Origin of the sequence: Stutzerimonas nosocomialis (assembly GCF_005876855.1) — a bacterium.
Taxonomy (GTDB): Bacteria; Pseudomonadota; Gammaproteobacteria; order Pseudomonadales; family Pseudomonadaceae; genus Stutzerimonas; species Stutzerimonas nosocomialis.
Map to the genome: position 1 here is coordinate 108,339 of NZ_QLAE01000001.1, position 26,333 is coordinate 134,671.

The window sequence follows — 26,333 nt, forward strand, 5'->3', positions numbered from 1 at the left end:
GCTTGCCCTTAGATTGGCAGGGCGACGTAGAAGATCGTCCCATGACCGATACGCGAGTGCACGCCGATCCGGCCACCATGCAGCTGGGCGATTTCCTTGCATAAGGCAAGCCCCAGTCCGGCACCGCCGCGACGGCGGCCGATCTGCACGAACGGCTCGAAGATCCGCGCCTGCTGGCTGTAGGGGATGCCTTCGCCGTTGTCCTCGACGCTCAGGATCACCCGCTCGCCGTGACGCCGCGCCAGCAGGCGGATCTCGCCGCCCTTGGGGGTGTAGCGCAGGGCGTTGCTGAGCAGGTTGTCCAGCACCCGGTCCATCTGCGAGCGATCGAGCAGCAGGCTCGGCAGCGGCGGTTGCAGCTCCAGGTTCAGCTCGATGCCCAGCGCTTGCGCCTGCATGAGGAAGCGCTCGCGGGCCTGGCCGAGCAGCTCGGTAATGTCGCAGGGCGAGCGGTCGAGCTTCTGCTGGCCGCTCTGGTAGCGGGAGAAGTTGAGCAGGTCGTTGATCAGCCCGACCAGGCGCTGCATCTCTTCGTGGACGGTGGTCGACAGGTCCGCCTCGCGGCTTTCCGGGGCGAACTTCATCCGTTCGCGCAGCAGGCTGAAGGCCATCTGCATGCCCGTCACCGGCGTACGCAGCTCATGGGAGGCGCGCAGCACGAACTCGTTGCGCACGCGCTCGAAGGTGCGCTGGTCGGTGACGTCGTGCAGCACCATCACCGCCCCGCTGATGCGGCCGTCCTGGTGGTTGACCGGGCTCATCCGCCAGGCCAGCAGGCGCTTCTCGCCGTCGGCCTCGATCACCAGGTCTTCCGGCGGGGCCGCCAGGGGCTTGTCGTTGAGGACCTGCTGCGCGGCGGCGTCCAGCTCCGGCGCGCCGAGCGCTTCGCCGAGGCTCGAGCCGAGGTGCTCGGTTTCCCAGGCCAGCTGGCGCTGGGCGACCGGGTTGGCGTGCTCCAGATGGCCGTTGCGGTCGATGATCAGCAGGCCGTCGTCGATGCTGTCCAGCAGGGCCTGCAGGCGCTGCTGGCCGTTGACCAGGGCTTCGACGTTGGTCTGCTTGAACTGGTGCAGCGCCTCGGCCATCAGCCCGAATCGGCGGATCAGCGAAGACACTTCGGCGATCGGCGAAGCCGGCAGGGTGAGGTTGAAGTCGCCGCGGCCGATCTGGTCGGCCGCGGCCGACAGCTGCTCGATGGGGTCGCCGAAGCGGCGGGCGAAGCTGTGGGCGGTGATGAAGCCGATCACCAGCACGGCCACGCCGGTCAGGCCGAGCAGCCCGGCCAGCAGCAGGGCGCGATCGCGGCCGCGGATCTCGGTGTCGCGGATATGGTCGTAGGCCGCCTGCTGCATGTCGGCCATGAGGTTGCGCACGTCGTTGAAGGCCTGGCTCAGCTGGTTGCCGTCCTCGAACAGTCTGAGCGCATCGCTGTTGGGGGCTTCGGCGATCCGGGTGAAACGGGCATAGGCCTCGCCGATCCGCGCGAAGGTCTGCTGGTCGAGTTGCTCGGGGGCTTCGCTGATGCCTTTGTCCAGGGTCGTCTGGAAGGCTTCGCGGACCTCCGCCAGGGCGGCGGGGTCGGGGTTCGCCTTGAGCAGCAACACCATGTGGTTGCCCAGCGACTGGCGCAGCTTCTGGTTGATCTCGATGATGCCGAAGTTGTTGCGGATCAGCCGTTCCTGGCTTTGCGCCATCTGCATCACGCTGACCAGGGCCAGCAACAGCCCGAGCAGCGCCACCGTCATCAGTGCCGAAAACCCGAGGAAGAGTCGGGTTCGCAGCTTCATCTGAAGCTTCATAGGCCGTATTGCTTGCGTTTGCGATAGAGCGTCGAGGCGTCGATACCGAGTGTGCGGGCGGCCTGGTCGAGGGTCTCGCTGCTGGCGAGCACGCCGGCGATGTGGGCCTTTTCAAGCTCTTCCAGGCTAAGCGGCTCGCCGATGCGTGGCGCGTTGCTGGCGGCCTGTTCGCCGAGGCCGAGGTGGTTCACCTCGATCATCGCCTGCGGGCAGATGATGCTGGCGCGCTCGATCACGTTGCGCAGCTCGCGCACGTTGCCGGGCCAGCGATAGGCCTTGAGCGCGGCGACGGCGGCGTCGCTGAAGCCGCGCGCCGGGCGCCCGTAGTTCTTGACGAAGTGGGCGAGGAAACGCTCGGCCAGGGCGATCACGTCCTCGGGCCGCTCGCGCATCGGCGGCAGGTTGAGGGTGATGACGTTCAGGCGGTAGAGCAGGTCTTCGCGGAACTTGCCTTCGCGCACCATCTCTTCGAGGTTGAGGTTGGTGGCCGCGAGGATGCGCACGTCGGCGCGACGGGTGACCGGATCGCCGACCCGCTCGTATTCCTTGTCCTGGATGAAGCGCAGCAGCTTGGGCTGCAGGGCCAGCGGGAAGTCGCCGATCTCGTCGAGGAACAGGGTGCCGCCGTCGGCCTGGTTGACCCGGCCCAGGGTGCTTTCGGTGGCGCCGGTGAAGGCCCCGCGGTTGTGGCCGAACAGCTCGCTTTCCATCAGGTCGGCCGACAGCGACGGGCAGTTGATGGTGACGAAGTTCTTCTTCGCGCGGCGGCTCCAGTTGTGGATGCCATGGGCCAGCTCGCCCTTGCCGGTACCGGACTCGCCGAGAATCAGGATGTTGGCGTCGGTGTCGGCCACCTGCCGCGCGGTCTCCAGCACGCCCATCATCGCCGGGCTGTGGGAGCCCAGGGCATCGCTGCGCTTCTGCACCTCGCCCTCCAGGGCTTCGAGGCGCGCCGCCATCTGCCGGACTTCCAGCTGCTTGGCCGCGGCCAGGCGCAGCTGTTCGGGGCTGCAGGGCTTGACCAGGTAGTCGGCGGCGCCGGCCTGCATCGCGTCGACCGCGGTGTCCACGGCCGAGTGGGCGGTCACGATGACCACGCGCATCCAGGGTGCCAGCACGCGCATCTGTTGCAGCACGTCCAGGCCGCTGTCCTCGCCCAGGCGCAGGTCGAGGAAGCAGAGATCGAAGACCTGGCGCTGCAGGATGGCCTCGGCCTGGGCAGCGCTGGCGGCGGTCATGACGGTATAGCCGCGGTCTTCGAGGCAATAGCGGAAGGTACGCAGGATGGCGGCCTCGTCATCCACCAGCAGAATGCGGCCGCCGGTATCCGTCGTTTGATCCATGGGTGATTTCACTCGCTCTGGCCTGGCGTCGCAGGCCTTGGGGGTTAAAACAGCTGGGCACAATAGCCATTTCCTGCGCCGCTGCCCATCGGGCCGTCAAGCGCCATGCTTAGTCTACAAAACGCCGTGCAAGTTGCACGGCCGAGCGTCGTCCATCCTGCAGCCTGCATGGGTGATCGCACTGCCCAAGGCCCTGGAGCCGCGCCGCGCCCCGCTCTGGCGGTTGGCATAGCGCTTGCGACCAGTGCTCGGAATGCACTGATCGCAACGCAAGGAGATTGCCATGAATCATCGATTCGCTGTGCTCACCGCCTGCGCCTGGCTGGCGGCGGCGTCCGCTGTCCAGGCGCAGGACGCGGCGGCGCCGGACGAGGCGCTCGAGGGCTCGGTCGAGCAGGCGTTGTCGGACAGTTCCAGCCTGAAGAGCCATGCGCTGCGGGCCGAGGTGGCCGGTGGGCGGGTCTTGCTGCTGGGCGACGTCGACAATGCCGCCGAGAAGGAGCTCGCCGAACGCATCGCCCGCGACGTACCCGGGGTGATGAGCGTCGACAACGAAATCCGCGTCGATGCCGATGCCGATCGCCCGCGAAACACGGGCGCGACCGTCTCGCGCCGGCTGGACGATGGAGCGATTACCGCCACGGTCAAGTCCAAGCTGTTGTGGAACCGCGAGACCGAAGGCCTGGATATCCATGTCGATACCCGAGACGGGGTGGTGACCCTGACCGGGCGTTCCCAGACCGAGGCGGGCAAGGCCGAGGCCGAGCGGTTGGCGAGCACCACCGAGGCGGTTCGCTCGGTGGACAATCGGATCACGGTCGGCGGGGGCCCCAGTACCGCCGGCAGGGCCGCGGCCGCCGCCGACGATGTTCAGACCACGCTCAGCGATGCCTGGATCACCAGCAAAGTGAAAAGCGCCCTGCTGTACGAGCGCGACCTCGACGGGCTCGCCATAGCCGTCGATACCCATGAAGGGCGGGTGGCCCTGAGTGGCAGGGTCGCCAGTGCCGAGCAACGGCAGCGGGCGATAGAGACGGCACGCGGCATCAGAGGGGTACGCGAGGTCAGTGCCGAGCAATTGCAAGTCCACTAACTGCGAAGGAGAACACCATGAGCCGAGCCATGACTCAACTGAACGAACTGATCGAAATCACCCGCGACGGGCAGCACTTCTATCAGCACGCCATCGAGCACGTGAAGGATGTGGAACTCCAGCATCTGTTCCGTGACATGGCGCAGGCCAAGACCCATGTGATCCAGGCGCTGAGCGTCAAGGTCGCCGCCCATCACGAGCAGCCCGCGCAGAGCGGCACGCTGGTCGGAAAAATGCGCGAACTGTACGCCGACTCCAAGGCCAAGCTGGGCGACGAGACGACCGTGTTCGTCGACCAGCTCGAAGAGAGCGAGGACCGCATCCTGCATGCGTTCGAAGATGCCCTCAAGGACGCGGAACCCGACGTACGGGCGTTGCTGGCCATCGAGCTGCCGAAGATTCGCGCCTGCCACGACCGCATGCGCAACCTGAAGAAAAGCATGCACTGACGCAGGAGGTCGCCGGGCTTTTCTGCGGTCATGCAAAAAGCCCGGCCCAAAAAACGTGCATCGTGCAAATTAAGCGTCGCGGTTGTTTTTTGATGTTCTAAGTTATTGATTTATAAAGATTATTTTGGTGGCAAAGGCTGGCACGCGCTCTGCAATGTCCTTAGCAACGATTATCCGGTGTGCTCAGAAAAGGAGTTGTGGGATGAAACGCGAGGCCTGTTTCTCTCTTGCCAGCAAAGGTTTCCTCACAGGCGCTGTAGCCATGCTGATCATGGGTGCCGAGAGCCCCATGTCGGAACCGCTCAGCCAGGCGCAGAAAGAATCAGTGGAACGAATCCGGATGTATGACGCTCAACCAATTGAGTTCGCTCAGAACCGTCAGGCCCCTCGGCCTCTCGAGTACGCCCAGCCGGCGGTTCAGCAACGTTGGGTCTTTTGAAGGAGAACGTCGTATGTGGCTGATGAGTCTTGCGGTATTGGCAGCCTGCCTGGCGGTTGCGATGTGCTCCAGCCTCACGATGCTGCATCGGGCGCTGAGCGAGTCACGCGTGCTGGCCGTAGCGGACAGCGCAGGCAGAAGAAGAAATGCAGTCGAGCGGAGCTATCCCTGAACGACTGAATCGGTTCCACACCAAGAGGAGAAACACCATGCTGAGTTGGGCTATTACCTTTCTGATCATCGCCATCATCGCTGCTGTTCTGGGCTTCGGTGGTATCGCTGGCACCGCGACGGGTATCGCCAAGATCCTGTTCGTCGTGTTCCTGGTGCTCTTCGTAGCATCCTTGATCTTCGGCCGTGGCCGTGGTCCGCGAGTCTGATGCGCCCATAGCCGCCCGTAAGGGCGGCTGCAACACAGGGACTTCGTAGGCACTGGATGCCACCCATTGCGGGTTCATGTTCAGTCACTGGACGATGAACCCAACCCGTCCGGAGGCGGTCGACACGGCCGCCTCGGTAGCCATCCCCCCGGAAGGGGTGAACCATGGGATCGGGATGTTCTGACGAGGTCTGTCGGAGCGACCTAGGGGTACAGGGAGTACCTCCGCGATTGCGGATCAGGTTCGGTGAAGGCTGTAGCCGGAGGCGGCAAGAGGGCCGCCTCTGGTTCAGCTATCTGCTCGGCAGGCAATGCCCGCCCCGTACCATCTTCCGTTTTCTTCCCGCTTATCGTCTTTCTCGCGCCCCGGGCCTGTGCATGGCCTGCGCGGTCGGCGCTCGGGTGACCTCGGTGCGTCCGCGCCGGTATCATCGGCGCCACTTTCACGCGGGAGAACGTCATGCTCAACGGCCTTTGGCTGGGCTTTTTTCTGGTGGCCGCCGTCGCTGCCGCGGCACGCTGGCTGATCGGCGGCGACCCTGCGGTCTTCGCCGCGCTGGTGGAAAGCCTGTTCGCCATGGCCAAGCTGGCCGTCGAGGTGATGATCGTGCTGTTCGGCACCCTGACGCTGTGGCTCGGCTTCCTGCGGATCGCGGAAAAGGCCGGCCTGGTGGAGCAGCTCGCGCGCCTGCTGGGCCCGCTGTTCCGGCGGTTGATGCCCGAGGTGCCGCCGGGCCATCCCGCGCTCGGCCTGATCACCCTCAACTTCGCCGCCAACGGGCTGGGGCTGGACAACGCGGCCACGCCGATCGGCCTGAAGGCGATGCGTGCGCTGCAGGAGCTCAACCCGAGCAAGACCATCGCCAGCAACGCGCAGATTCTGTTCCTGGTGCTCAACACCTCGGGCCTGACCCTGCTGCCGGTGACCATCTTCATGTACCGCGCGCAGCAGGGCGCCGACGACCCGACCCTGGTGTTCCTGCCCATCCTGCTGGCCACCAGCGCCTCGTCCCTGGCCGGATTGCTCGCCGTGGCGCTGGTCCAGCGGCTGCGGATCTGGGACCCGGTGGTGCTGATGTACCTGATACCCGGCGCGCTGCTGCTCGGCGGCTTCATGGCCCTGCTGGCCGGCCTGTCGGCGACCGCGCTGGCCTCCCTGTCGTCGCTGCTCGGCAATCTCACGCTGTTCGGCCTGATCATCGCCTTTCTGGTGGTCGGGGCGCTGCGCAAGGTGCCGGTCTACGAAAGCTTCGTCGAGGGCGCCCAAGAAGGCTTCGACGTGGCCAAGAGCCTGCTGCCCTACCTGATCGCCATGCTCTGCGCGATTGGCGTGCTGCGGGCTTCGGGCGCGCTGGACTTCGGCCTGGACGGCATTCGCTGGCTGGTCGAGGTGCTGGGCTGGGATACCCGCTTCGTCGATGCGCTGCCCACCGCGCTGGTCAAGCCGTTCTCCGGCAGCGCGGCGCGGGCGATGCTGATCGAGACGATGCAGAGCCAGGGCGTGGACAGCTTCCCGGCGTTGCTGGCCGCGACGGTGCAGGGCAGCACCGAGACCACGTTCTACGTGCTGGCGGTGTATTTCGGTGCGGTGGGCATCCAGCGCGCCCGGCACGCGCTGGGCTGTGCGCTGGCGGCGGACTTCGCCGGCGTGGTGGCGGCGATCGGGGTTTGCTACTGGTTCTTCGGCTGACACCGCGCGGGCGCCCGGAGCAGGCGCCCGCGGGCGTTCAGGGGCGGGCGCGCAGCCAGAGACGGAACAGCGGCTCGGCGAGGAACATCACCAGGAACAGCCGCAGCACCTGCAGCGCGGTGACCAGCGCCACCGACAGTTGCAGCGCCTCGGCGGTCAGGCACAGCTCGGTGATGCCGCCGGGCATCATGCCCAGCATCAGCGAGGTCTGATTCAGCGTCGCCAGCCAGCCCAGCCCTTCGGCCATCCCCGCGGCGGCGAGCATCGCCAGCAGGGTGAACACCAGCACCCGCATCAGAAAACCCGGCGCGCTGCGGAAGAACGGTCGGTCGAAGTGGCAGCCCAGCGAGCAGCCGATCAGCCACTGGCCGAACTTCCCGGCTTCAGGCGGCAGGCCGACATGCAGGTCGAAGGCGACCGCCGCGATCGCGCAGGCCGTCAGCGGGCCGAGCATCCAGGGATTGGGCTGGCCCAGGCGCTTCCACAGCAGCGCCAGCAGGGCGCCGGCCGGCATCAGCAAGGCCAGCCAGGGCCAGCTGACGGGATAGGGCGCGGGCGGCTCCACCGGCGGCAGGCTCCAGGTGAACAGCGCCGGCACCACCAGCACCACCAGCAGCAGGCGCAAGCTGTGCGAGGCGGCCACCCGTGCCGGCTGCGCATCGTGGCGCGCGGCCAGGTTGACCATTTCGCTGGCGCCCCCCGGCATGCTGGAGAAGAACGCGGTGGCGCGATCGACGCCACCGCGCATCAGGACGAGGATGCCGATCAGGCCGAGCAGCAGCGTCCCGACGGCACCGGCGAAAATCACCCCGAAGTGGCTCAGGACCTGCTCCATCACCTCGCTGGTGAAGTGCAGGCCGATGGCGCTGGCGATGATCCATTGCCCGACCTGGCGGCCATGGGGGACCTCGTCGACCAGCCAGCCGCTGCAGCGGATCGCGATGACCGCCAGCAGCGAGCCGACCATCCAGGGCAGCGGCCAGCCGGCGAGGCTCGCCAGCCAGCCGCCAACGGCGCCGATCAGCGGAGTCGCCCACCAGCTGGGCAGTCGACCCCGCATGTCAGGCATTGGCCTGTGCGGCCGCGCGGCGACGCTTGAGCGTCCAGCGAATGCCGGGCATCGCCAGCATGAAGATCGCCAGCGCCCAGAGGGTCAGGGTGATCGGGCTGCCCCAGAGAATGCCCAGCTCGCCGTTGGAGATCGACAGGGCGCGGCGCAGGTTGTCTTCCATCATCTCGCCGAGCACGAAGCCCAGGATCAGCGAGGACAGCGGGAAGTCGAGCTTGCGCAGCAGGTAGCCGAACACCCCGAGGCCGATCATCAGCACCAGGTCGAAGGTGGTGCTGTGCACCGAGTAGACGCCGACCAGGCTGATCGCGGTGATCACCGGCACCAGCACCCAGTTCGGCACGCTGAGCATGCGCGAGAACAGGCCCACCAGCGGGATGTTCATCACCAGCAGGATCACGTTGCCGATGAACAGCGAGGCGATCAGGCCCCAGACCACGTCGGGCTGCTGTTCGAACAGCAGCGGGCCGGGGGTGATGTTGTAGAGCGTCAGCGCGCCGATCATCACCGCGGTGGTGCCGGAGCCGGGAACGCCCAGGGTCAGCATCGGGATCAGCGAGCCGCATGCCGAGGCGTTGTTCGCCGCTTCCGGCGCGGCCAGGCCGCGCAGGTCGCCGTCGCCGAAGCGGCCCTTGTCGCCGGCCATGCGCTTCTCGGTCATGTAGGTCATGGCGCTGGCGATGGTCGCGCCGGCGCCGGGCAGGGTGCCGATCACGAAGCCCGCCGTGGCGCTGCGGATCATGGTCCAGAAGGTCAGGCCGAACTCCTTGAGGTTGAACAGCATGCGCCCGCTGGCCTTGACCACCTGCTGGCCGCTGTGGGTCTTTTCCAGCATCAGCAGGATCTCGCTGACGCTGAAGAAGCCGATCACCACGATGACGAACTGGATGCCGTCGGACAGGCTCACGCTGTCGAAGGTGAAGCGGTAGACGCCGGTGGTCGAATCCACGCCGACCGTGGCCAGCGCCAGGCCGATCAGGGCCGACATCAGGGTCTTCACCGGTTTGTCGCCCACCATCCCGCCGAGGCAGGCGATGGCGAAGATCATCAGCACGAAGTATTCGGCCGGACCGAAGGCCACCGCCCATTTCGCCAGCAGCGGGGCGAACAGCACCACGCCGCAGGTGGCGATGATGCTGCCGATGAAGGAGCTGACCGCCGACAGCGACAGGGCGATGCCTGCCTTGCCCTGGCGGGCCAGCGGGTAGCCGTCGAGGGTGGTCATCACCGCGGCGGCATCGCCCGGGACGTTGAGCAGGATCGCCGAGATGCGGCCGCCGTACTCGCAGCCCAGGTACACCGCGGCGAGGAGGATCAGCGCGGTTTCCGGCGGCAGGCCGAGGGCGAAGGCCAGCGGCAGCAGCAGCGCCACGCCGTTGATCGGGCCGAGGCCGGGCAGCAGGCCCACGACGGTGCCGACGAATGCGCCGAACAGCGCCACCAGCAGGTTGGTCGGCCGGGTGGCGACGTCAAATCCCTGCATCAGGAAATTCAGGGTTTCCATATCAGCTCTCCAGGAAGCGCAGCACGCCGAGCGGCAGCGGCACGTCCAGCGCATAGTCGAACAAGGCGTACAGCAGCACGCCGAGCAGTACGCCGCTCAGAGCGCAAGCCCAGAGCCGGCCGTTGAACAGCAGGCCGATGCAGAAACCGGCCAGCGCGGTGCTGACGATGAAGCCCAGGGGCTCGAACAGCAGGGCGTAGGCAAGCAGTGCGGCGATGCAGAGGCCCACGCGGCGTGCCATCGCCCAGTCGAAGGCGGGCGTCGCTTCGCCCTTGGGCTTGAGCAGCAGCCAGAGCGAGCCGCAGGCCATGAGGATGATCAGCAGCAGCGGATAAGCGCGCGGGCCCACCGGGTCATAGGCGAAGGGCGCCTGGAATCCCCAGGCGATCAGCCCCAGCCCGACACAGGCCAGCAGCCACAGCGCGGCGAAGACTCTTACGTACATGAAGGGGTACCTCGGAGGGCGGAACAGGGCCCTGTCCCTGGGAAAGGGCGCACGGTCGAGGCCCCTCGCAGGCCGCGAGGGGCCGTCCGGTTACTTGACGAGGCCGAATTCGCCGGCCAGCGCCTTGTACTGCTCGACCTGTTTCTTGACGAACGCGTCGAGCTCTTCGCCGGTCATCGAGAGCGGGAACAGGTCGCGCTGTTCGCGCAGGGTGGCGAAATCCTCGTCGGCGAGCAGGGTGTCGAACTGGGTCTTCCACCAGTTGAAGTCCTCGTCGCTCACCTCAGGCCCCATGTAGAAGCCGCGGATCACCGGCCAGGTGATGTCGAAGCCCTGCTCCTTGGCGGTGGGGATGCCGGCGAGCTTGCCTGGCAGGCGCTCGTCCGAGAGGACGGCGAGGATGCGCACCTTGCCGGCGTCCAGTTGCGGGGTCACTTCGCCCAGGCCGCTGCTGGTCACCTGAACGTGGCCACCGAGCATGGCGGTGAGGGTTTCGCCGCCGCCTTCGAAGGCGACGTAGCGCAGCTTCTGCGGATCGACGCCGGCGGCGCGGGCGATCAGCGCGGTCTGCATCCAGTCCTGGCCGCCGATGGTGGCGCCGGCGCCGAAGACGACGCTGCCCGGGTCTTTCTTGACCGCCGCGATCAGGTCGTCGAGGTCCTGGTAGGGCGAGTCGGCTCGAACCGAGATGGCGCCGTAGTCGGTGCCGACCGCGGCCAGCCAGCGCACGGCGGTTTCGTCGTAGCGGCCGAACTTGCCCTGGGCCAGGTTCAGCAGCGAGCCGCTGGAGAAGGCCACCACGGTGCCTGGTTCACCGGCGCGCTGGGCGACCACCGAGTTGTACGCGACCGCGCCGACGCCGCCGGGCATGTAGGTCACGCGCATCGGCGACTTGAGCAGGCCGGCGTCCTTGAGGCCGCTCTGGGCGAGCTTGCAGGTCAGGTCGAAACCGCCGCCGGGCTTGGCCGGGGCGATGCATTCGGGGCGTTTGGGTTCGGCCATCAACTGGCTGGAAAGCAGCAGGCACGAGCTGAGCAGGGCGAAACGGCTGAGAGCGGTCTTCATCGAGGATCTCCGTTGGAGTGTTGTTTTGGTTCAAGCGGTACGAGGTGGTGGCGAACTTGGGCGGCCACGCACCATGCGAAGGGCGCGGCGACGTTAGGTCGACGCACCGGACAGGGCCGGTTGCGCGCTGGCGCAGGGGGCGGAATGCGGGGCACCGGGCGGAGCGGTTCGCTCGACGGCAGGGTGCGGGCAGGACGTTCTGACGGCAGTCAGCATGGGTGTTTCTCCAGTCTTGTTTTTCTTTTAGCGGCAGCGGGCTGCCGTGGCGGATGGATCGAGCCATCCGTTCCGGATCCTAGACAGTCAAGCTTTCGCCAAGCTTTCAGTTACAAAACTGCCGGGCAGCGGACCGGCGGTAGCCCCTTGCAGTACACTGCGCCTCCCTATTCGCGCGGCCAGGAGGTTCCATGCGGATTCTGCTCGTCGAGGATCATCCCCAGCTGGCCGACAGCGTCTCCCAGGCGCTGCGCGGTGCCGGCTGGACGGTGGACCTGCTGCACGACGGCGTTGCCGCCGACCTGGCGCTGGCCAGCGAGGAGTATGCGCTGGCGATCCTCGACGTCGGGCTGCCGCGGCTGGACGGTTTCGAGGTGCTGGCGCGCCTGCGCGAGCGCGGCAAGACGCTGCCGGTGCTGATGCTGACGGCCCGCAGCGAAGTGAAGGATCGCGTGCATGGCCTGAACCTCGGCGCCGACGATTACCTGGCCAAGCCGTTCGAGCTGTCCGAACTGGAGGCGCGGGTCAAGGCGCTGCTGCGCCGCAGCGTGCTGGGGGGCGAGCAGCTGCAGCGCTGCGGCGGGCTGGTCTATGACCTCGGCACCCGCCGTTTCAGCCTCGACGAGGATCCCATGAGCCTTACCTCCCGCGAGCAGTCGGTGCTCGAGGCGCTGATCGCCCGGCCCGGGCGGGTCATGAGCAAGGATCAGCTGGCCGCCCAGGTCTTCGGCCTCGACCAGGAGGCCAGCCCCGACGCCATCGAAATCTACATCCACCGGCTGCGCAAGAAGCTCGAAGGCAGCCAGGTGCGGATCGTCACCTTCCGCGGCCTGGGTTATCTGCTGGAGCCCATGGATGGCTGAAGCCCGCAGCCTGCGCTGGAGCCTGCTGCGCCGTCTGGCGGTTCTGCTCGCGCTGCTGCTGCTGTTCAGTGGCTGGAGCGCCTACTGGAACGGCCGCGCCGCGGCCGATACCGCCTATGACCGTACGCTGCTGGCCTCGGCCCGGGCCATCGCCGAGGGGCTTGGCACCACCAGCAGCGGCCGGCTCAGCGCCAACGTGCCCTACGTGGCGCTCGACACCTTCGCCTACGACCTCGCCGGGCGCATCTATTACCAGGTGCTGGACGACGCAGGGGAGCTGGTCTCGGGCTACGACGACCTGCCGGCGCCGCCCGCGGACACGCCGCGCACCGATGACTATCCCGCGCTGGCGCGCTTCTACGACGGCACCTACCGTGGGCACGGGGTGCGCGTGGTGAGCCTGTTGCAGCCGCTGAGCGAGCCGGAGCTGCAAGGCATCGTCGAGATTCGTGTCGCCGAAACCCAGGGCGCCCGCGAACGGATGGCGCGCAGCCTGCTGACCGACACCCTCTGGCGCGTCGGCGTGCTGGCGGTGGCGGCGCTGGTGCTGGTGTGGCTGGCGGTCGGCGCGGCGTTGCGTCCGCTGGGCAAGATCAGCGAGGCGGTGGAAGAGCGCCAGCCCGACGACCTGCGTCCGCTGCGCCTGGTCAGGGTGCAGCGCGAACTCAAGCCGCTGGTGGTCGCGATCAACCACTTCACCGAGCGCCTGCGTGGCCAGTTCGAACGCCAGGCGCAGTTCATCGCCGATGCGTCCCACGAGCTGCGCACGCCGCTGGCGGCGCTCAAGGCACGCATCGAGCTGGGGTTGCGCCAGCAGGAACCGGCGGCCTGGCGCGAAACCCTGGAAGACGCGGCGCAGAACACCGACCGGCTGACCCACCTGGCCAACCAGCTGCTGTCGCTGGCGCGCATCGAAAGCGGTGCCCAGGCGGTCGCCGAGGGCGGGGCGCAGCGCCTGGACCTCAGCCAGCTGGCCCGCGAGCTGGGGCTGGCGATGGCGGCGCTGGCGCACAAGCGCGGCGTCGCCCTGGCGCTGGAGGCCGAGCGGCCGGTGTGGGTACTGGGCGAGCCGACCTTGCTCAACGAGCTGCTCAGCAACCTGCTGGACAATGCCCTGGCGCATACGCCGCCCGGCGGCAACGTGGTGCTGAGGGTCCTCGAGCCCTGCGTGCTGGAGGTGGAGGACGACGGCCCGGGCATTCCGCCCGACGAGCGGGAAAAGGTCTTCGCACGCTTCTATCGTCGTCGTGCCGAGGGCATGGGGGCCGGCCTCGGGCTGGCCATCGTCGGCGAGATCTGCCGCGCCCACCGGGCCGGAATCCATCTGGACCAGGGCGGGCTCGGCGGGCTTCGGGTGCGGGTGGAGTTCCCCGACGGCGGCCCGGCCTGACGGCGCCGCTCGCCGAATTCGCAACGCTGCACGGCTGTGACGTGTCCGCTCACGGCTTTTCATTCGTGCAGCCGTCCCGGACCGGTTAAACTCCGCCTTCCGATCGAAACGGCCCAAAAGGTTCGGCCGGAATCAACAACAACTCAAAAGGAGATCTCCCATGAAAGGCAAATCCTTCGCATGGGTCCTGTCTGCGGCATTGGCGGGTACCACCCTGACTGGCGTAGCACAGGCCGAGAGCAAGTTCGTCACCATCGGCACCGGCGGTCAGACCGGCGTTTACTACGTGGCCGGCCAGTCGATCTGCCGTTTCGTCAACCGTAACGCCGAGAACGTCAAGTGCAACGCCCCGGCCAGCGGCGGCGGCGTGGCCAACGTCAACGGCCTGCGCAGTGGCGAATTCAACTTCGGCATCATGCAGTCCGACCACCAGTACAAGGCGATGGAAGGTGTCGAGCCCTTCAAGAACGAAGGCAAGATGGAAGACATCCGCGCCGTGTTCTCCTTGCAGAGTGAAGTGTTCACCGTGCTGGCGCGTCGTGACGCCAACATCAAGGGCCTGGACGACCTCAAGGGCAAGCGCGTGAACATCGGCAACCCGGGTTCCGGTCAGCGCGACACCCTGGAAGAGATCATGCAGGTCAAGGGCTGGAACCGTTCGGTGTTCTCCCTGGCTTCCGAGCTCAAGCCGGCCGAGCAGGCCAGCGCCCTGGGCGACAACAACATCGACGCCATGACCTACTTCGTCGGTCATCCGAACGGCGCGATCCAGGAAGCGACCACCACCGTCGACGCGGTACTGGTACCGATCACCGGGCCGGAAATCGACAAGCTGCTGTCCGAGAAGAGCTACTACACCAAGGCCGACATCCCGGGCGGCCTGTACAAGGGCAACGACGCCGCCACCCCGTCGATCGGCGGCAAGGCCGTGCTGTCGACCACCACCGGTACCGACGCCGAAACCGTCTACCAGCTGGTCAAGGCGGTGTTCGAGAACCTCGAGCGCTTCCAGCGCCTGCACCCGGCGTTCGCCGACCTCAAGGCCGAGGACATGATCAAGGTAGGTCTGTCCGCGCCGCTGCACGAAGGTGCCGAGCGTTACTACAAGGAACGTGGCTGGCTGTAAGGACCTGAGCGGGCGTTCGCGCCGGCATCCGCTATCGTTGCCATAACCGCTGTGGCGACGTAGTGGGGCGCTCCCGTCCGCAACGCCCGATCTTGCTTCATTCTGAAAACCCGCGAGCCGGCAGGCCGCGGGTTTTGCCTTGCTCCGATTAGCCGAATGCAGGTCCCATTCCATGCAAGACAAGCAACTGTCCACCGAGGAACTGATCGCCCAGGAAGTGGGTGCAAGAAGCCCCCTGGGCATGATGGCCAAGGTGATTGCCGGCCTGGCCCTGGCCTGGTCGCTGTTCCAGTTGTGGATCGCCTCGCCGTTGCCGTTCGTGCTCGGTTTTGGCGTATTCAACGACACCGAAACACGTTCCATCCACCTCGCGTTCGCCCTGCTGCTGGCCTTTCTGGCCTACCCGGCCACCAGGCGCTCGCCGCGTGACTACGTCCCGCTGCAGGATATCGTCCTGGCGCTCGTCGCCGCCGGCAGTGCGATGTACCTGTTCCTGTTCTATGCGCAGCTGTCCCAGCGCCCGGGCAACCTGACCACGACGGATCTGGTCGCCGCGTGCATCGGTATCCCGCTGCTGCTCGAAGCCACGCGTCGCGCGCTCGGCCCGGCCCTGGCGGTGATTGCCCTGCTGTTCCTCGTCTACAGTCTGGCCGGACCCTACATGCCCGGCCTGATGGCGCATCGCGGCGTCAGCCTGACCGCGCTGGCCAACCACCAGTGGATCACCACCGAAGGCGTGTTCGGCATCGCCCTGGGGGTCTCCACCAGCTTCGTGTTCCTCTTCGTGCTGTTCGGCGCGCTGCTCGAGCGCGCCGGTGCGGGCCACTACTTCATCCAGCTGGCGTTCAGCCTGCTCGGCCACCTGCGTGGCGGGCCGGCCAAGGCGGCGGTCGTCGCCTCGGGCATGACCGGCCTGATCTCCGGTTCGTCGATCGCCAACGTGGTGACCACCGGCACCTTCACCATTCCGATGATGAAGCGCACCGGGTTCTCCTCCGAAAAGGCCGGCGCGGTCGAAGTGGCCTCGTCGGTCAACGGCCAGATCATGCCGCCGGTGATGGGCGCGGCGGCGTTCCTGATGGTCGAGTACGTCGGCATTCCCTACATCGAGGTGATCAAGCACGCCTTCCTGCCGGCGTTGATCTCCTATATCGCGCTGGTCTACATCGTCCATCTGGAATCGCTCAAGCTCGGCCTGCAGGCGCTGCCGCGCCGCAACGTGGCCAAGCCCTGGATGCAGCGCCTGATCGGCTTCGCCTTCGGCGCGGCGCTGATCAGCGGCCTGTCGCTGGCGGTGTACTACGGGCTCGGCTGGCTCAAGCCGGCCCTGGGCGACGCGGCGATCTGGGTCATCGGTGCGCTGCTGGTGGTCATCTACATCGGCCTGCTGAAGGTCGCGGCGAGCAATCCGCCGCTGCCGGCCGAGGACCCCAACGCGCCGCTCGAGCAATTGCCGGAGACCCGTCCGGTGCTGCTGTCGGGCTTGCATTTCCTGCTGCCGGTGGTGGTGCTGGTCTGGTGCCTGATGGTCGAGCGCCTGTCGCCCGGCCTGTCGGCGTTCTGGGGAAGCATGGTGCTGGTGGTGATCCTGCTCACCCAGCGTCCGTTGCTGAGCCTGCTGCGCACCGATGGCAGCCACCAGCACGGGACCTTCATGGACGGCGTGGTCGACCTGCGCGAAGGCCTGATCACCGGCGCGCGCAACATGATCGGCATCGGCATCGCCACCGCGGCGGCCGGGATCATCGTCGGCGCGGTGTCGCAGACGGGGGTCGGCCTGGTGCTGGCCGACCTGGTCGAGCTGCTGTCGATGGGCAACCTGCTGCTGATGCTGCTGCTCACCGCCTTCCTCAGCCTGATCCTGGGCATGGGCCTGCCGACCACCGCCAACTACATCGTGGTGTCCAGCCTGCTGGCGCCCGTGGTGGTCGCGCTGGGCCAGCAGAACGGGCTGATCGTGCCGCTGATCGCGGTGCACCTGTTCGTCTTCTACTTCGGCATCATGGCCGACGTCACGCCTCCAGTGGGCCTGGCCTCGTTCGCCGCCGCCGCGGTGTCCAAGGGCGACCCGATCCGCACCGGCGTCACGGCGTTCTACTACAGCCTGCGCACCGCGGCGCTGCCGTTCCTGTTCATCTTCAACACCGATCTGCTGCTGATCGGCGTGGACTTCTGGCACGGCGTGCTGATCTTCATCATCGCCACCATTGCGATGCTGATCTTCGCGGCCGGCACCCAGGGCTACTTCCTGGTGCGCAGTCGCTGGTACGAAAGCGCGTTGCTGCTGCTGATCGCGTTCTCGCTGTTCCGCCCGGCGTTCTGGATGGACATGATCCACGACCCCTATCTCGACGTGCCGCCGGCCGGGCTGGCGCAGGCGCTGGGCGAGGTCGAGGAGGACAGCCAGCTGCGCCTTCGCGTGCGGGGCGAGGATGCGGTGGGCGATGAGCGCGAGTTCGTCCTGCTGCTACCGATCCCCGATGGCGAGACAGGCGAGGAGCGGCTGGAGAAGCTCGGCCTGATGCTCATGGAGGAAGACGGCAAGGTGCTGGTCGACAACGTGACCTTCGGCAGCCCGGCCGCCCAGGCCGGCCTGGAGTTCGATCAGGAAATCCTCAGCGTGCGGGCACCGACCGACCGTTGGCCGAAGGAGTGGATCTGGCTGCCTTCGCTCATGCTGTTCGGCCTGGTGGTGGTGATGCAGCGCCGCCGAGCGAAGGCCTGACCGGCGCATCCTCGCCTCGTGTATCCCGGCTGCGCGACGCCGCAGCCGGGATACCGCTACCTTCCAGCGCGGCGTAAGCGGTGCTGCAGAACAACGAGTTCAGCCGCTTCATGTCCGCGATCAGCTCCAGGTGCGCCGAGCTGGTCTCGATGCTCTCCACCACGCGCTGATGCAGGCGCGCCACGTGGGCGTGCGCCAGCTGGCGCTCGCTGCGACGAAATTCGCGCTTGTGCTCGATCAACCGCCGGGCCCCTTGCTCGTCCCCGGAAAGAAACACGCTCAGGCCCAGACGCAGGTTGTCCAGCAGCAGCCCGTGCAGGCTGGTGAGTTCCTGCAGGCCGCTGTCGGAAAACGAATGGCGTTTGGCGGTCTTCAGGTTGCGCACCTTGCTCAGCATGCGTTCGATGATGTCGCCGGCATGTTCGAGGTTGATGCTCAGTTCGATGATTTCCGCCCAGCGTCGACTCTCCTGCTCGGCCAGGTCCTCGCGGGGAATCTGCGCCAGGTAGAGCTTGACCCCGCAATAGAGCGCGTCGACGTCGTCGTCCAGGCGCTGGATCTCGGCCGCCGCTTCGCGGTCCTCGTCATGCAGCACGTCGCGCAGGCGCAGCAGCATGGCTTCGATCAGGTCGCCGATGCGCAGGGTTTCGCGCACCGCGTTGGCCAGCGCCAGGCTCGGCGTCTCCAGGTCGGAGGGGTCGAGGTGGCGCGGCTTGGCCACGCCGCTGTGGTCGGGACGATCCGGTAGCAGCCGTTCGCAGAGCGCCGCCACGGGTCGGACGGTCGGCAGCAGCAGGAGACAGCGCGCACAGTTGTAGGCCAGGTGGAAACCGATCACCTGGGTCTGCGGGCTGAGCTCGAGGGCGTTCATCCAGGCCACCAGCGGCGCGATGAAGGGCACCACCAGCAGTACGCCGACGAGCTTGTAGATCAGATTGCCGAGCGCCACGCGGCGTCCGGCGGGCGATTGCACGCTGGCGTTGATCCACGCCAGCACGCCGCTGCCGACCGTGGCGCCCACCACCACGCCGATCGCCACCGGCAGGCCGATCAGCCCGGCGCTCGCCAGTGTCGCGGTCAGCAATACCGCGGCCAGGCTCGAGTACGACAGCAGCGCGAACACGGCACCGACGACCACGGCCAGCAGGGTGTCGCCCGCCAGTGAGGAGAACAGCACCCGCATGCCGCGCGCCTCGGTGATCGGTTCGGCGGCCGCCACGATCAGCTGCAGCGCCAGCATGATCAGGCCGAGCCCCAGCAGCACGCGCCCGAGCTGGCCGCTGCGCGTCTGCTTGCGCGAGAGGAAGAGGGTCACGCCGACCAGGGTCAGTACCGGAGACAGCCAGCTCAGGTCGAGGGTCAGCACGCGCGCCATCAGCGCCGTGCCGACGTCCGCGCCGAGCATGACCGCCAATGCGGTGGGCAGTGCCATCAGGCCCTGGGAAACGAACGAGATGGCCAGCAGCGCCGTGGCGTTGCTGCTCTGCACCAGCGCGGTGACCCCGATCCCGGCGGTGAAGGCGATGGGGGCGTTCGCCATGCTGTGGCCGAGCAGGCGGCGCAGGTGCGAGCCGTACACCCGCATGATGCCAGTGCGCACGATGTGCGTACCCCAGATCAGCAGGGCGATGGCGGAGAGAAGATTGAGCAGGGTGAACATACGACAGCTCTCGAAGGCCGCCGGCACGCGGGCGGCCGAAGACCGAATATTTCAGAAACATGAACGGTGGACTCGCCCGCCTGCGCGGCGTTCATCTTCTTCGACCGCCGGGCGGCGGCAGCCCGCGACCGATACGACACAATCTGTCGCGGGAGGCTGTCAGGCTGATGCGAACTGTTAACCTGTAGCGCACCTGTTTTCGAGCCTGCCCACCCATGCTGACCCTGTACCACGCGCCTGACCTTGAAACCCTCGGCGAACTGGCGACCACCTTGCTCGCCCAGCCCCTGAGCGACCCGTTCGCCCCGGCGCGGGTGGTGGTGCCGAGCCAGGGCATGGGCCGCTGGCTGACCCTGGAGCTGGCGCGCAAGCAGGGCATCGCCATGCAGCTGGAGCTGCAGCTGCCGGCCGCCTTCGTCTGGGACCTGAGCCGCACGGTGCTGGGCAGCCTGCCGGAGCAGTCGGCGTTCTCGCCGACCACCCTGACCTGGCGCCTGTACGGCTGGTTGTGCGAACCGTCCAACCTCGAACTCGCGCCGCGCCTGGCGCAATACCTGGACGGCGGCGACGAGCGTCGGCGCCTGTCCCTGGCGGCGAAGATCGCCGACGTTTTCGACCAGTACCTGCTGTACCGCGACGACTGGCTGGCGGCCTGGGAGCGCGGCGAGACCCTCGATCTCGGTCCCGACGAAGCCTGGCAGGCGTTGCTCTGGCGCGAACTGACCCGGGACGGCCATCCGCACCGCGCCCGGCTGCTGGGCGACCTGCTGCAGCGCCTGTACCGCGACGAGCCCTTGCCGGGCCTGCCCGAACGGCTGCTGGTGTTCGGCATCAGCAGCCTGCCGCCGCATCACCTGCGCGTGCTCGACGGCCTGGCGCGGCATATCGAGGTGGTGGTCTGCGCGCTCAACCCGAGCCGCGAGGCCTGGGGCGAGATCCGTGATATTCGCGAGCTGGCCAGGCAGCCGGAGAGCGGTGCCGAAGACTGGTACCTGGACGTGGGCCATCCGCTCCTGGCCAGTCTCGGCAAGCAGGGCCGCGACTTCTTCGACTCGCTGTTCAGCCTGGCGGCGAGCGAAGGCAGCCAGGAGGTCGGCCTGTATTCCGAGGACGAGGACCTGCGCGACGACAGCCTGCTGCATGCGCTGCAGAACGACATCCTGCGCCTGCGCACGCGACTGCCCGAGGAGCGCCTGCGGCTCGCCGAGGCCGACCGCTCGCTGGAAGTGCACATCGCCCATTCGCCGCTGCGCGAGGTGGAAATCCTCCACGATCAGCTCTTGGCGCGTTTTGCCGCCGATCCGGCGCTCACCCCCGACCAGGTGGTGGTGCTGACGCCCGACATCGAGCGCTACGCGCCCTTCATCGAGGCGGTCTTCGCGCCGCGCGAGGGCAGCCCGCGGATTCCCTACAGCCTCGCCGACCGCAGCCTGCGCGCCGAGGTGCCGCTGATCGAGGCCTTCCTCGAACTCCTGCTGCTGGCGCAGAGCCGTTTCGCCGCCGAGGAAATCCTCGCCTGGCTGGAGCGGCCGGCCATCGCGCGGCGCGCCGGCATCGAAAACGAAGACCTGCCGCTGGTGCGCGACTGGCTGCGCGAAGCCGGGGTGCGCTGGGGCCGCGACGGCAGCCAGCGTGCACGCCTGGGCCTGCCGGCCGAGTCGGCCTTCACCTGGCGCCAGGGGCTGGACCGCCTGCTGCTGGGCTTCGCCGCACCGCCGCAGCTGGCCGGCGAACGTGCGCCGCTGCTCGGCGAGCACTGGCCGCTGGACGCCCTGGAAGGCGCGCGCGGGCAGCTGCTCGGAAGGCTGGTGGAGTTCGTCGAACGGCTCGGCTCGCTGGCCGATCAGCTGGCCCGACCGCGCCCGCTGGCCGAGTGGGCGGATGACTTGCAGCTGCTGATCGACACGCTGTTCGACGAGCGCGAGGCCGGCGAGACCCTGTTGCTGCTGTCCCAGGCCTGCGCCGCGCTTCGCGAACAGGCCCAGGCCGCTGACCTCGACCGCCCCATCGAGCTGGAGCTGGTGCATCAGCAGCTCAGCGCCGCGCTGCAGCAGGGCGGCGGCGCCTCGGGCTTTCTCACCGGCGCGGTGACCTTCTGCACCATGGTGCCGATGCGCAGCCTGCCGTTTCGCCTGGTCTGCCTGCTCGGCCTGGACGACGGCGCCTTCCCGCGTCGCACGCCGCCTTCGGGCTTCGACCTGATCGGCCGCCATCCCCGGCGCGGCGATCGCGCGCGGCGCCTCGACGATCGCTACCTGCTGCTCGAAACGCTGCTCTCGGCGCGCCAGGCGCTGTACCTGTCCTATGTCGGCCGCGACCCGCGCGACAATGCCGTGCTGCCGCCCTCGGTGCTGCTGAGCGAGGTGCTGGAAGCGGTGGACATGACCGCCGTGCTGGCCGACGCGTCGCGGCCGGTCAGCCAGAAGATCCTCATCGCCCATCCGCTGCAGCCGTTCTCGCCGCGCAACTTCGCAAGCGCGCCTTGCGCCGGCTACTCGCTGCCCTGGTTCCGCGCCGCCCAGCGCCTGGCCGAGCCGCCGCAAGCGCAGGCGCAACCCTTCGCCAGCCTGCTCGCCGAACCCGATGAGGCCTGGCTGACGATCGAGCCGTCGCAGCTCTTGCAGTGCTTCCGCCACCCGGCGCGCTTCCTGCTCGAGCAGCGCCTCGGCCTGCGCCTGGCCGATGACCAGGAAACGCTCGCCAGCGACGAGCCGTTCGACCTGGAAATGCCTGCCTGGAACGGCTTGCGGCGGCTGTCGCTGCAGGCCATGGAGCACGGCTGGAGCGACGAGGAGGAGCGCCGCATGGCCTGTGCGGCCGGCTGGTTGCCCACCGGCGAGCTGGGCCAGGCGCTGTGGGGCAAGTTGCGCGGCCCGGTGCGCGCCTTTGCGCCGCGGCTGTTCGAGCTGCGCCCCGAGGCGGTGCCCGAGCCGCTGCCGGTGGACATCACCCTGGCCGGCGTGAGGGTGCACGGCTGGCTCGATGGCGTGACCCCGGGCGGGCTGTTCGGCTGGAAGCTCGGCCGCCTCGGCGAATGGGACCTGCCGCCGTTCTGGCTGCGTCACCTGTTGCTCAACCTGTCCGCCACGCCGGGCATCGAGCGCCACAGCCTGATGCTGTCGCCGGCCGGCGACTGGCAGCTGGGTCCGCTGGCCAACGCGGCCGAGCTGCTCGAACCCTGGCTCGTCGCCTATCGCAGCGCGATCCGCGAGCCGTTGCCGCTGCTGCCACGCAGCAGCCATGCCTTCGCCCGCGGTTACCGCAAGCCGAGCCGCGGCAGCGAACCGCTCGACAGCGCCCGCAAGCGCGCCCGTGAGGCCTGGCTGGGCGCCGAATTCAGCCCCGTCGCCGCCGAGTCGGAGGACCCGTGGAACGCCCTGGCGTTTCGCGACCGCGACCCGCTGGATGCGCGTTTCGAGGCGCTCGCCGAACAGCTGATCGGCCCGGCGCTGGATGCCCTGGCCGACGAGGAGGAAGAACAATGAAACTCGACCTGCTCGACTCGCCCTTCGAGGGCCGCTCGCTGATCGAGGCCAGCGCCGGCACCGGCAAGACCTGGACGCTGACCGCGCTCTACGCCCGTCTGCTGCTGGAGCGGCAGCTCTCGGTGGGGCAGATCCTCGTGGTGACCTACACCACGGCGGCCACCGCCGAACTGCGCGAACGCATCCGCGCGCGATTGGCCGAGCTGCTGGCGGTCTATGAAGGCACGCCCAGCGATGACGACTTCCTCAATCGCCTGCATGCCCGCTACCCGGACGAAGCCTCGCGCCGGCGCCTGCTGCTGGCCGTACATGGCTTCGACGAGGCGGCGATCTTCACCATCCACGGCTTCTGCCAGCGCGCCCTGCAGGATGCGGCCTTCGAGGCCGGTGGCGATTTCGACGCCGAGCTGACCGCCGATGACCGCGAGCTCATCGATGCGCTGCTCGCCGATGCCTGGCGCAGCGAACTGGCCGACGCCGACCCGGCCTGGGCGCGCTTTCTCGCCAAGAGCCGGATCACCCCGCAGTGGTTGCGCCAGCGGCTGCGCAGCCATCTGGGCAAGCCCTATCTGCGCGTCGAGCCGCAGGGTGAGGTGGTCGCCACCGATCTGCGTCCGGTCGAGGCGGCCTGGCAGCGGGCCGCGGCGCTCTGGCGGGAGGCCGGCACGGCCTGGGTCGCCGAACTCATGGCCCATGACGGGCTCAGCCAGAGCACCCACAAGCGCATCAAGTTCGAGCCCTGGCGCAGCGAGCTGGAGGCCTATTTCGCCGATCCGGCGGTGATGTTCGACCTGCCAGAAGGTGCCGCCAAGTTCGGCGTGCGCGCCTTGAGCAAGGCCTGCAAGAAGGGCTTCGATGCGCCGGTCTGCGAACTGGCCCATGCGCTCGATGAGCTGGCCGACCGCGTGGCCGAGGCGCTGCCGGCCGGCAAGCAGCGGCTGATCGCCCTGCAGGTGGCGCTGCTCGCGCGGCTCAACCGCGAACTGCCCGAGCGCAAGGCGGCGCAGCGCCTGCTGGCCTTCGACGATCTGCTCAATCGCCTGGACCAGGCGCTGCGGGGGCCGGTGGGCGAGGACCTGGCCGCCTCGCTGCGCGCCACCTATCCACTGGCGCTGATCGACGAATTCCAGGACACCGACCCGATCCAGTACGCCATCTTCGACCGCATCTATGCCAAGGCCAGCGAGGCCTCGCTGTGCTTCGTCGGCGACCCCAAGCAGGCGATCTACGCCTTCCGCGGCGCGGACCTGGCGACCTACATGACGGCCAAGCAGCAGGCCGACCGCGAGCCCTTCAACCTGCCGACCAACTATCGCTCCACCCCCGACCTGATCGCGGCGCTCAACCAGCTGTTCGACCATCCGCAGCCGTTCGCCCAGCACGATCTGCGCTACCCGTCGGTGGGCGCCGCCGACAAGCCGCGCGCCCGCCTGCGCCTGGTGGAAGAGGACGACGCCGCGCCGCTGTCGCTGGTCTGGCTCGGCGACGATCCGCTGGGCAAGGGTGACGCCGCGCAGCTGGCGGCCAGTGACACCGCGCGACGGATCGCCGTGCAGCTGGCCGCGGCCGCCGAGGGACGCGCAGGCTTCGACAAGGATGGCGGCTTCGCCCCGCTCAAGGGCGGCGACATCGCTGTGCTGGTGGCCAACCATCGCCAGGCCGGGATGATCGCCGACGAGCTGGCCGCGCGTGGCGTGCCCAGCGTACGCCGCGGACGCGACAGCGTCTGGCGCAGCGAAGAAGCCGGCGAACTCGCCGCGGTGCTCGCCGCCTATGCCGAGCCGGGCCGCGAAGGGCTGCTGCGCTATGCCCTGGCCACGCGTCTGCTGGGCCGCACCGCCGCCGATCTCGCCCGCTGCCAGGACGACCAGCAGCAGTGGGACGCCGAGCGCGAGGCCGCCGAGCGCTATCACCAGCTCTGGCAGCAGCAGGGCTTCATGCGCGTGTTCCGCGCCTGGCTCGACGAACAGGCGGTGGCCGAACGGCTGCTGGCGCGGGTCGATGGCGAGCGCCGGCTGACCAACCTGCTGCACCTGGGCGAACTGCTGCAGGCCGAGAGCCTGCTGCGCCCGGGGCTGGAGCCGTTGCTCGCCTGGTTCAATGCCCAGCGTGGCAGCGAAGGCGCCGGCGAGGAGGCGCTGCTGCGCCTGGAAAGCGATGCCGAGCGGGTGCAGATCGTCACCATCCACACCAGCAAGGGCCTGGAGTATCCGCTGGTGTTCTGCCCCTTTCTCTGGGACGGCAAGCTGCTCGGCAACAACCGCGACAGCGCCCGCTGCCACGACGCCGACGGCCAGCCGCTGCTGGACCTGGGCAGCACCGAGCTGGAAGACAACCTCGAACGCGCCCGCCAGGAAGTCTTCGCCGAACAGCTGCGCCTGGCCTACGTCGCGCTGACCCGCGCCCGTGATCGGCTCTGGCTGCACTGGGGGCCGGTGTGCCTGTGCAAGCCGAAGAAGGATGGCAGCCTGGCGGACGAAGGCCTGCACAGCAGTGCCCTGGCCTGGCTGCTGCACGGGCGCGAGCTGGAGGGTGCCCAACCGTTGACCGAACTGGGCAACCATCTGGCCGACCTCGACGGCGGCAGCCTGCGCCTGGCCATCGAGCGCCTGGTCGGGGCGAGCAAGGGCCGCATGGCCTGCCTGCCGCTCGAGTCGCGCGAGGCGAGCACCCAGGGCAGCGGCCGCGCGGCGCCGCCCGGTCGGCTGTCGCAACTCGACCGCGGCCTCTACAGCGCCTGGCGCATCGGCAGCTTCTCCGGCCTCGCGGCGGGCATGCACATGGAGGCGCCGGACCGCGATGCGCTGGCGTTGCCCGATGCCGGCGAGCCAGGTTCAGGCTTCTTCGCCTTCCCCCGCGGCGCGCGGGCCGGTACCTGCCTGCACGCGATCCTTGAGGACTGGGCGCGTGGCAAGGGCGAGCTGGCCGAACTGGTCGAGCCGGCGTTGCAAGCCTATGGCCTGCCGCTGGAGTGGAAGGAGATCGCCACGGCGCAGCTCACGCAGGTGCTGGAGACCGATCTGGACGGCGGGGGCCTGACGCTCGCTGCGCTGCAATCGACCAGGCGCCTGCCCGAGCTGGGCTTCACCTTCCCGGTCCGCGAGCTGGACGTGGCGCGGCTGCGCACGCTGCTCACCGACCCGGCCAGCGGCCTGGCCGCGCCGCTGCGCGAGGCGGCGGCCCGATTGGAGTTCGACAGCCTCAAGGGCTTTCTCAAGGGCTTCATCGACCTGACCTTCGAGCACGACGGCCGCTGGTACATCGCCGACTACAAATCCAACTGGCTCGGCCCGGACGCCAGCTACTACGGCGGCGAGCGGCTGCTGCAGGCGCTCGCGGCCGAGCATTACTACCTGCAATACCTGATCTACCTGGTGGCGCTGCGCCGCTTCCTGCGCCAGCGCCTGGTCGATTTCCATGATGAACAGCTGGGCGGCGCCTTCTACCTGTTCCTGCGCGGCATGCCCGAGGCCGGCGTCTACTTCGCCCGCCCGGACGATGCGCTGCTCGATGCGCTGGATCGGCTGTTCGAGGAGGGACAGTGATGCGGTGCAGTTGTGTTCGGGGTCGAGCCCTCGGGACGCGGTCTTGCC

Annotated in this window: 18 protein-coding genes; 11 read left to right on the forward strand and 7 right to left on the reverse strand. The window is 68.2% G+C overall.

Annotation, left to right across the window (positions count from 1 at the left end; genetic code table 11):
* Positions 1 to 8 precede the first annotated feature (8 nt).
* Complete coding sequence (locus DN824_RS00455; RefSeq protein WP_138406421.1) at positions 9 to 1,799, reverse strand: KinB sensor domain-containing domain; 1,791 nt, start codon at positions 1,797 to 1,799, stop codon at positions 9 to 11.
* On the reverse strand, positions 1,796 to 3,142 hold the full coding sequence (gene algB / locus DN824_RS00460) for a sigma-54-dependent response regulator transcription factor AlgB (RefSeq protein ID WP_138406422.1): 1,347 nt from the start codon (positions 3,140 to 3,142) through the stop codon (positions 1,796 to 1,798). The genes DN824_RS00455 and algB overlap by 4 nt, the downstream gene beginning before the upstream one ends.
* A gap of 283 nt (positions 3,143 to 3,425) precedes the next feature.
* On the opposite strand from algB, the gene DN824_RS00465 reads away from it, so the two are divergent.
* From DN824_RS00465 to DN824_RS00485, 5 genes are all read left to right on the forward strand, one after another.
* A complete protein-coding gene (locus DN824_RS00465; RefSeq protein ID WP_138406423.1) occupies positions 3,426 to 4,235 on the forward strand; it encodes a BON domain-containing protein in 810 nt (269 codons plus the stop codon).
* A 17-nt stretch (positions 4,236 to 4,252) separates the two neighbouring features.
* Positions 4,253 to 4,684 carry a PA2169 family four-helix-bundle protein gene (locus tag DN824_RS00470; protein ID WP_138406424.1) on the forward strand — a complete coding sequence of 144 codons (432 nt, stop codon included), beginning with the start codon at positions 4,253 to 4,255 and terminating at the stop codon, positions 4,682 to 4,684.
* A 202-nt stretch (positions 4,685 to 4,886) separates the two neighbouring features.
* Positions 4,887 to 5,123 carry a hypothetical protein gene (locus DN824_RS00475; protein ID WP_138406425.1) on the forward strand — a complete coding sequence of 79 codons (237 nt, stop codon included), beginning with the start codon at positions 4,887 to 4,889 and terminating at the stop codon, positions 5,121 to 5,123.
* Positions 5,124 to 5,332: 209 nt separating this feature from the next.
* Positions 5,333 to 5,503, forward strand: coding sequence for a DUF1328 domain-containing protein (locus DN824_RS00480; protein ID WP_003282841.1), 171 nt, complete (start codon positions 5,333 to 5,335; stop codon positions 5,501 to 5,503).
* Positions 5,504 to 5,962: 459 nt separating this feature from the next.
* Entirely contained in the window at positions 5,963 to 7,192 is a 1,230-nt protein-coding gene (locus DN824_RS00485) for a nucleoside recognition domain-containing protein (protein WP_138406426.1), read from the forward strand.
* A 37-nt stretch (positions 7,193 to 7,229) separates the two neighbouring features.
* Here DN824_RS00485 and DN824_RS00490 read toward each other — a convergent pair whose 3' ends face one another.
* The 4 genes from DN824_RS00490 to DN824_RS00505 form a co-directional block, all read right to left on the reverse strand.
* Complete coding sequence (locus DN824_RS00490) at positions 7,230 to 8,252, reverse strand: AbrB family transcriptional regulator (protein ID WP_138406427.1); 1,023 nt, start codon at positions 8,250 to 8,252, stop codon at positions 7,230 to 7,232.
* 1 nt (position 8,253) lies between these two features.
* Positions 8,254 to 9,765, reverse strand: a complete 1,512-nt coding sequence (locus DN824_RS00495) for a tripartite tricarboxylate transporter permease (RefSeq protein ID WP_138406428.1) — start codon at positions 9,763 to 9,765, stop codon at positions 8,254 to 8,256.
* Between the two features lies 1 nt (position 9,766).
* Complete coding sequence (locus DN824_RS00500; protein ID WP_138406429.1) at positions 9,767 to 10,210, reverse strand: tripartite tricarboxylate transporter TctB family protein; 444 nt, start codon at positions 10,208 to 10,210, stop codon at positions 9,767 to 9,769.
* A gap of 90 nt (positions 10,211 to 10,300) precedes the next feature.
* Positions 10,301 to 11,275 (reverse strand): Bug family tripartite tricarboxylate transporter substrate binding protein, encoded by a 975-nt coding sequence (locus DN824_RS00505; protein WP_138406430.1) that lies wholly within the window; start codon positions 11,273 to 11,275, stop codon positions 10,301 to 10,303.
* A gap of 407 nt (positions 11,276 to 11,682) precedes the next feature.
* Between DN824_RS00505 and DN824_RS00510 the strand changes: the two genes are divergently transcribed.
* The 4 genes from DN824_RS00510 to DN824_RS00525 all read left to right on the forward strand — a co-directional run bounded on the left by DN824_RS00510 (position 11,683) and on the right by DN824_RS00525 (position 17,595).
* Positions 11,683 to 12,354 carry a response regulator gene (locus DN824_RS00510; RefSeq protein ID WP_138406431.1) on the forward strand — a complete coding sequence of 224 codons (672 nt, stop codon included), beginning with the start codon at positions 11,683 to 11,685 and terminating at the stop codon, positions 12,352 to 12,354.
* Entirely contained in the window at positions 12,347 to 13,744 is a 1,398-nt protein-coding gene (locus DN824_RS00515) for a sensor histidine kinase (protein WP_138406432.1), read from the forward strand. The genes DN824_RS00510 and DN824_RS00515 overlap by 8 nt, the downstream gene beginning before the upstream one ends.
* 160 nt (positions 13,745 to 13,904) lie before the next feature.
* Positions 13,905 to 14,870, forward strand: coding sequence for a TAXI family TRAP transporter solute-binding subunit (locus tag DN824_RS00520; RefSeq protein WP_138406433.1), 966 nt, complete (start codon positions 13,905 to 13,907; stop codon positions 14,868 to 14,870).
* Positions 14,871 to 15,042: 172 nt separating this feature from the next.
* Positions 15,043 to 17,595, forward strand: a complete 2,553-nt coding sequence (locus DN824_RS00525) for a TRAP transporter permease (protein ID WP_138406434.1) — start codon at positions 15,043 to 15,045, stop codon at positions 17,593 to 17,595.
* Here DN824_RS00525 and DN824_RS00530 read toward each other — a convergent pair.
* Positions 17,543 to 19,255 (reverse strand): Na/Pi cotransporter family protein, encoded by a 1,713-nt coding sequence (locus DN824_RS00530; protein WP_138406435.1) that lies wholly within the window; start codon positions 19,253 to 19,255, stop codon positions 17,543 to 17,545. The genes DN824_RS00525 and DN824_RS00530 overlap by 53 nt on opposite strands.
* A 215-nt stretch (positions 19,256 to 19,470) precedes the next feature.
* Between DN824_RS00530 and recC the strand changes: the two genes are divergently transcribed.
* Both recC and recB read left to right on the forward strand, forming a co-directional pair.
* Entirely contained in the window at positions 19,471 to 22,740 is a 3,270-nt protein-coding gene (gene recC, locus DN824_RS00535) for an exodeoxyribonuclease V subunit gamma (protein ID WP_138406436.1), read from the forward strand.
* Positions 22,737 to 26,285: an exodeoxyribonuclease V subunit beta gene (gene recB, locus DN824_RS00540; protein WP_138406437.1), complete on the forward strand. Its 3,549-nt coding sequence runs from the start codon at positions 22,737 to 22,739 to the stop codon at positions 26,283 to 26,285. The genes recC and recB overlap by 4 nt, the downstream gene beginning before the upstream one ends.
* The last annotated feature ends 48 nt before the right edge of the window (positions 26,286 to 26,333 follow it).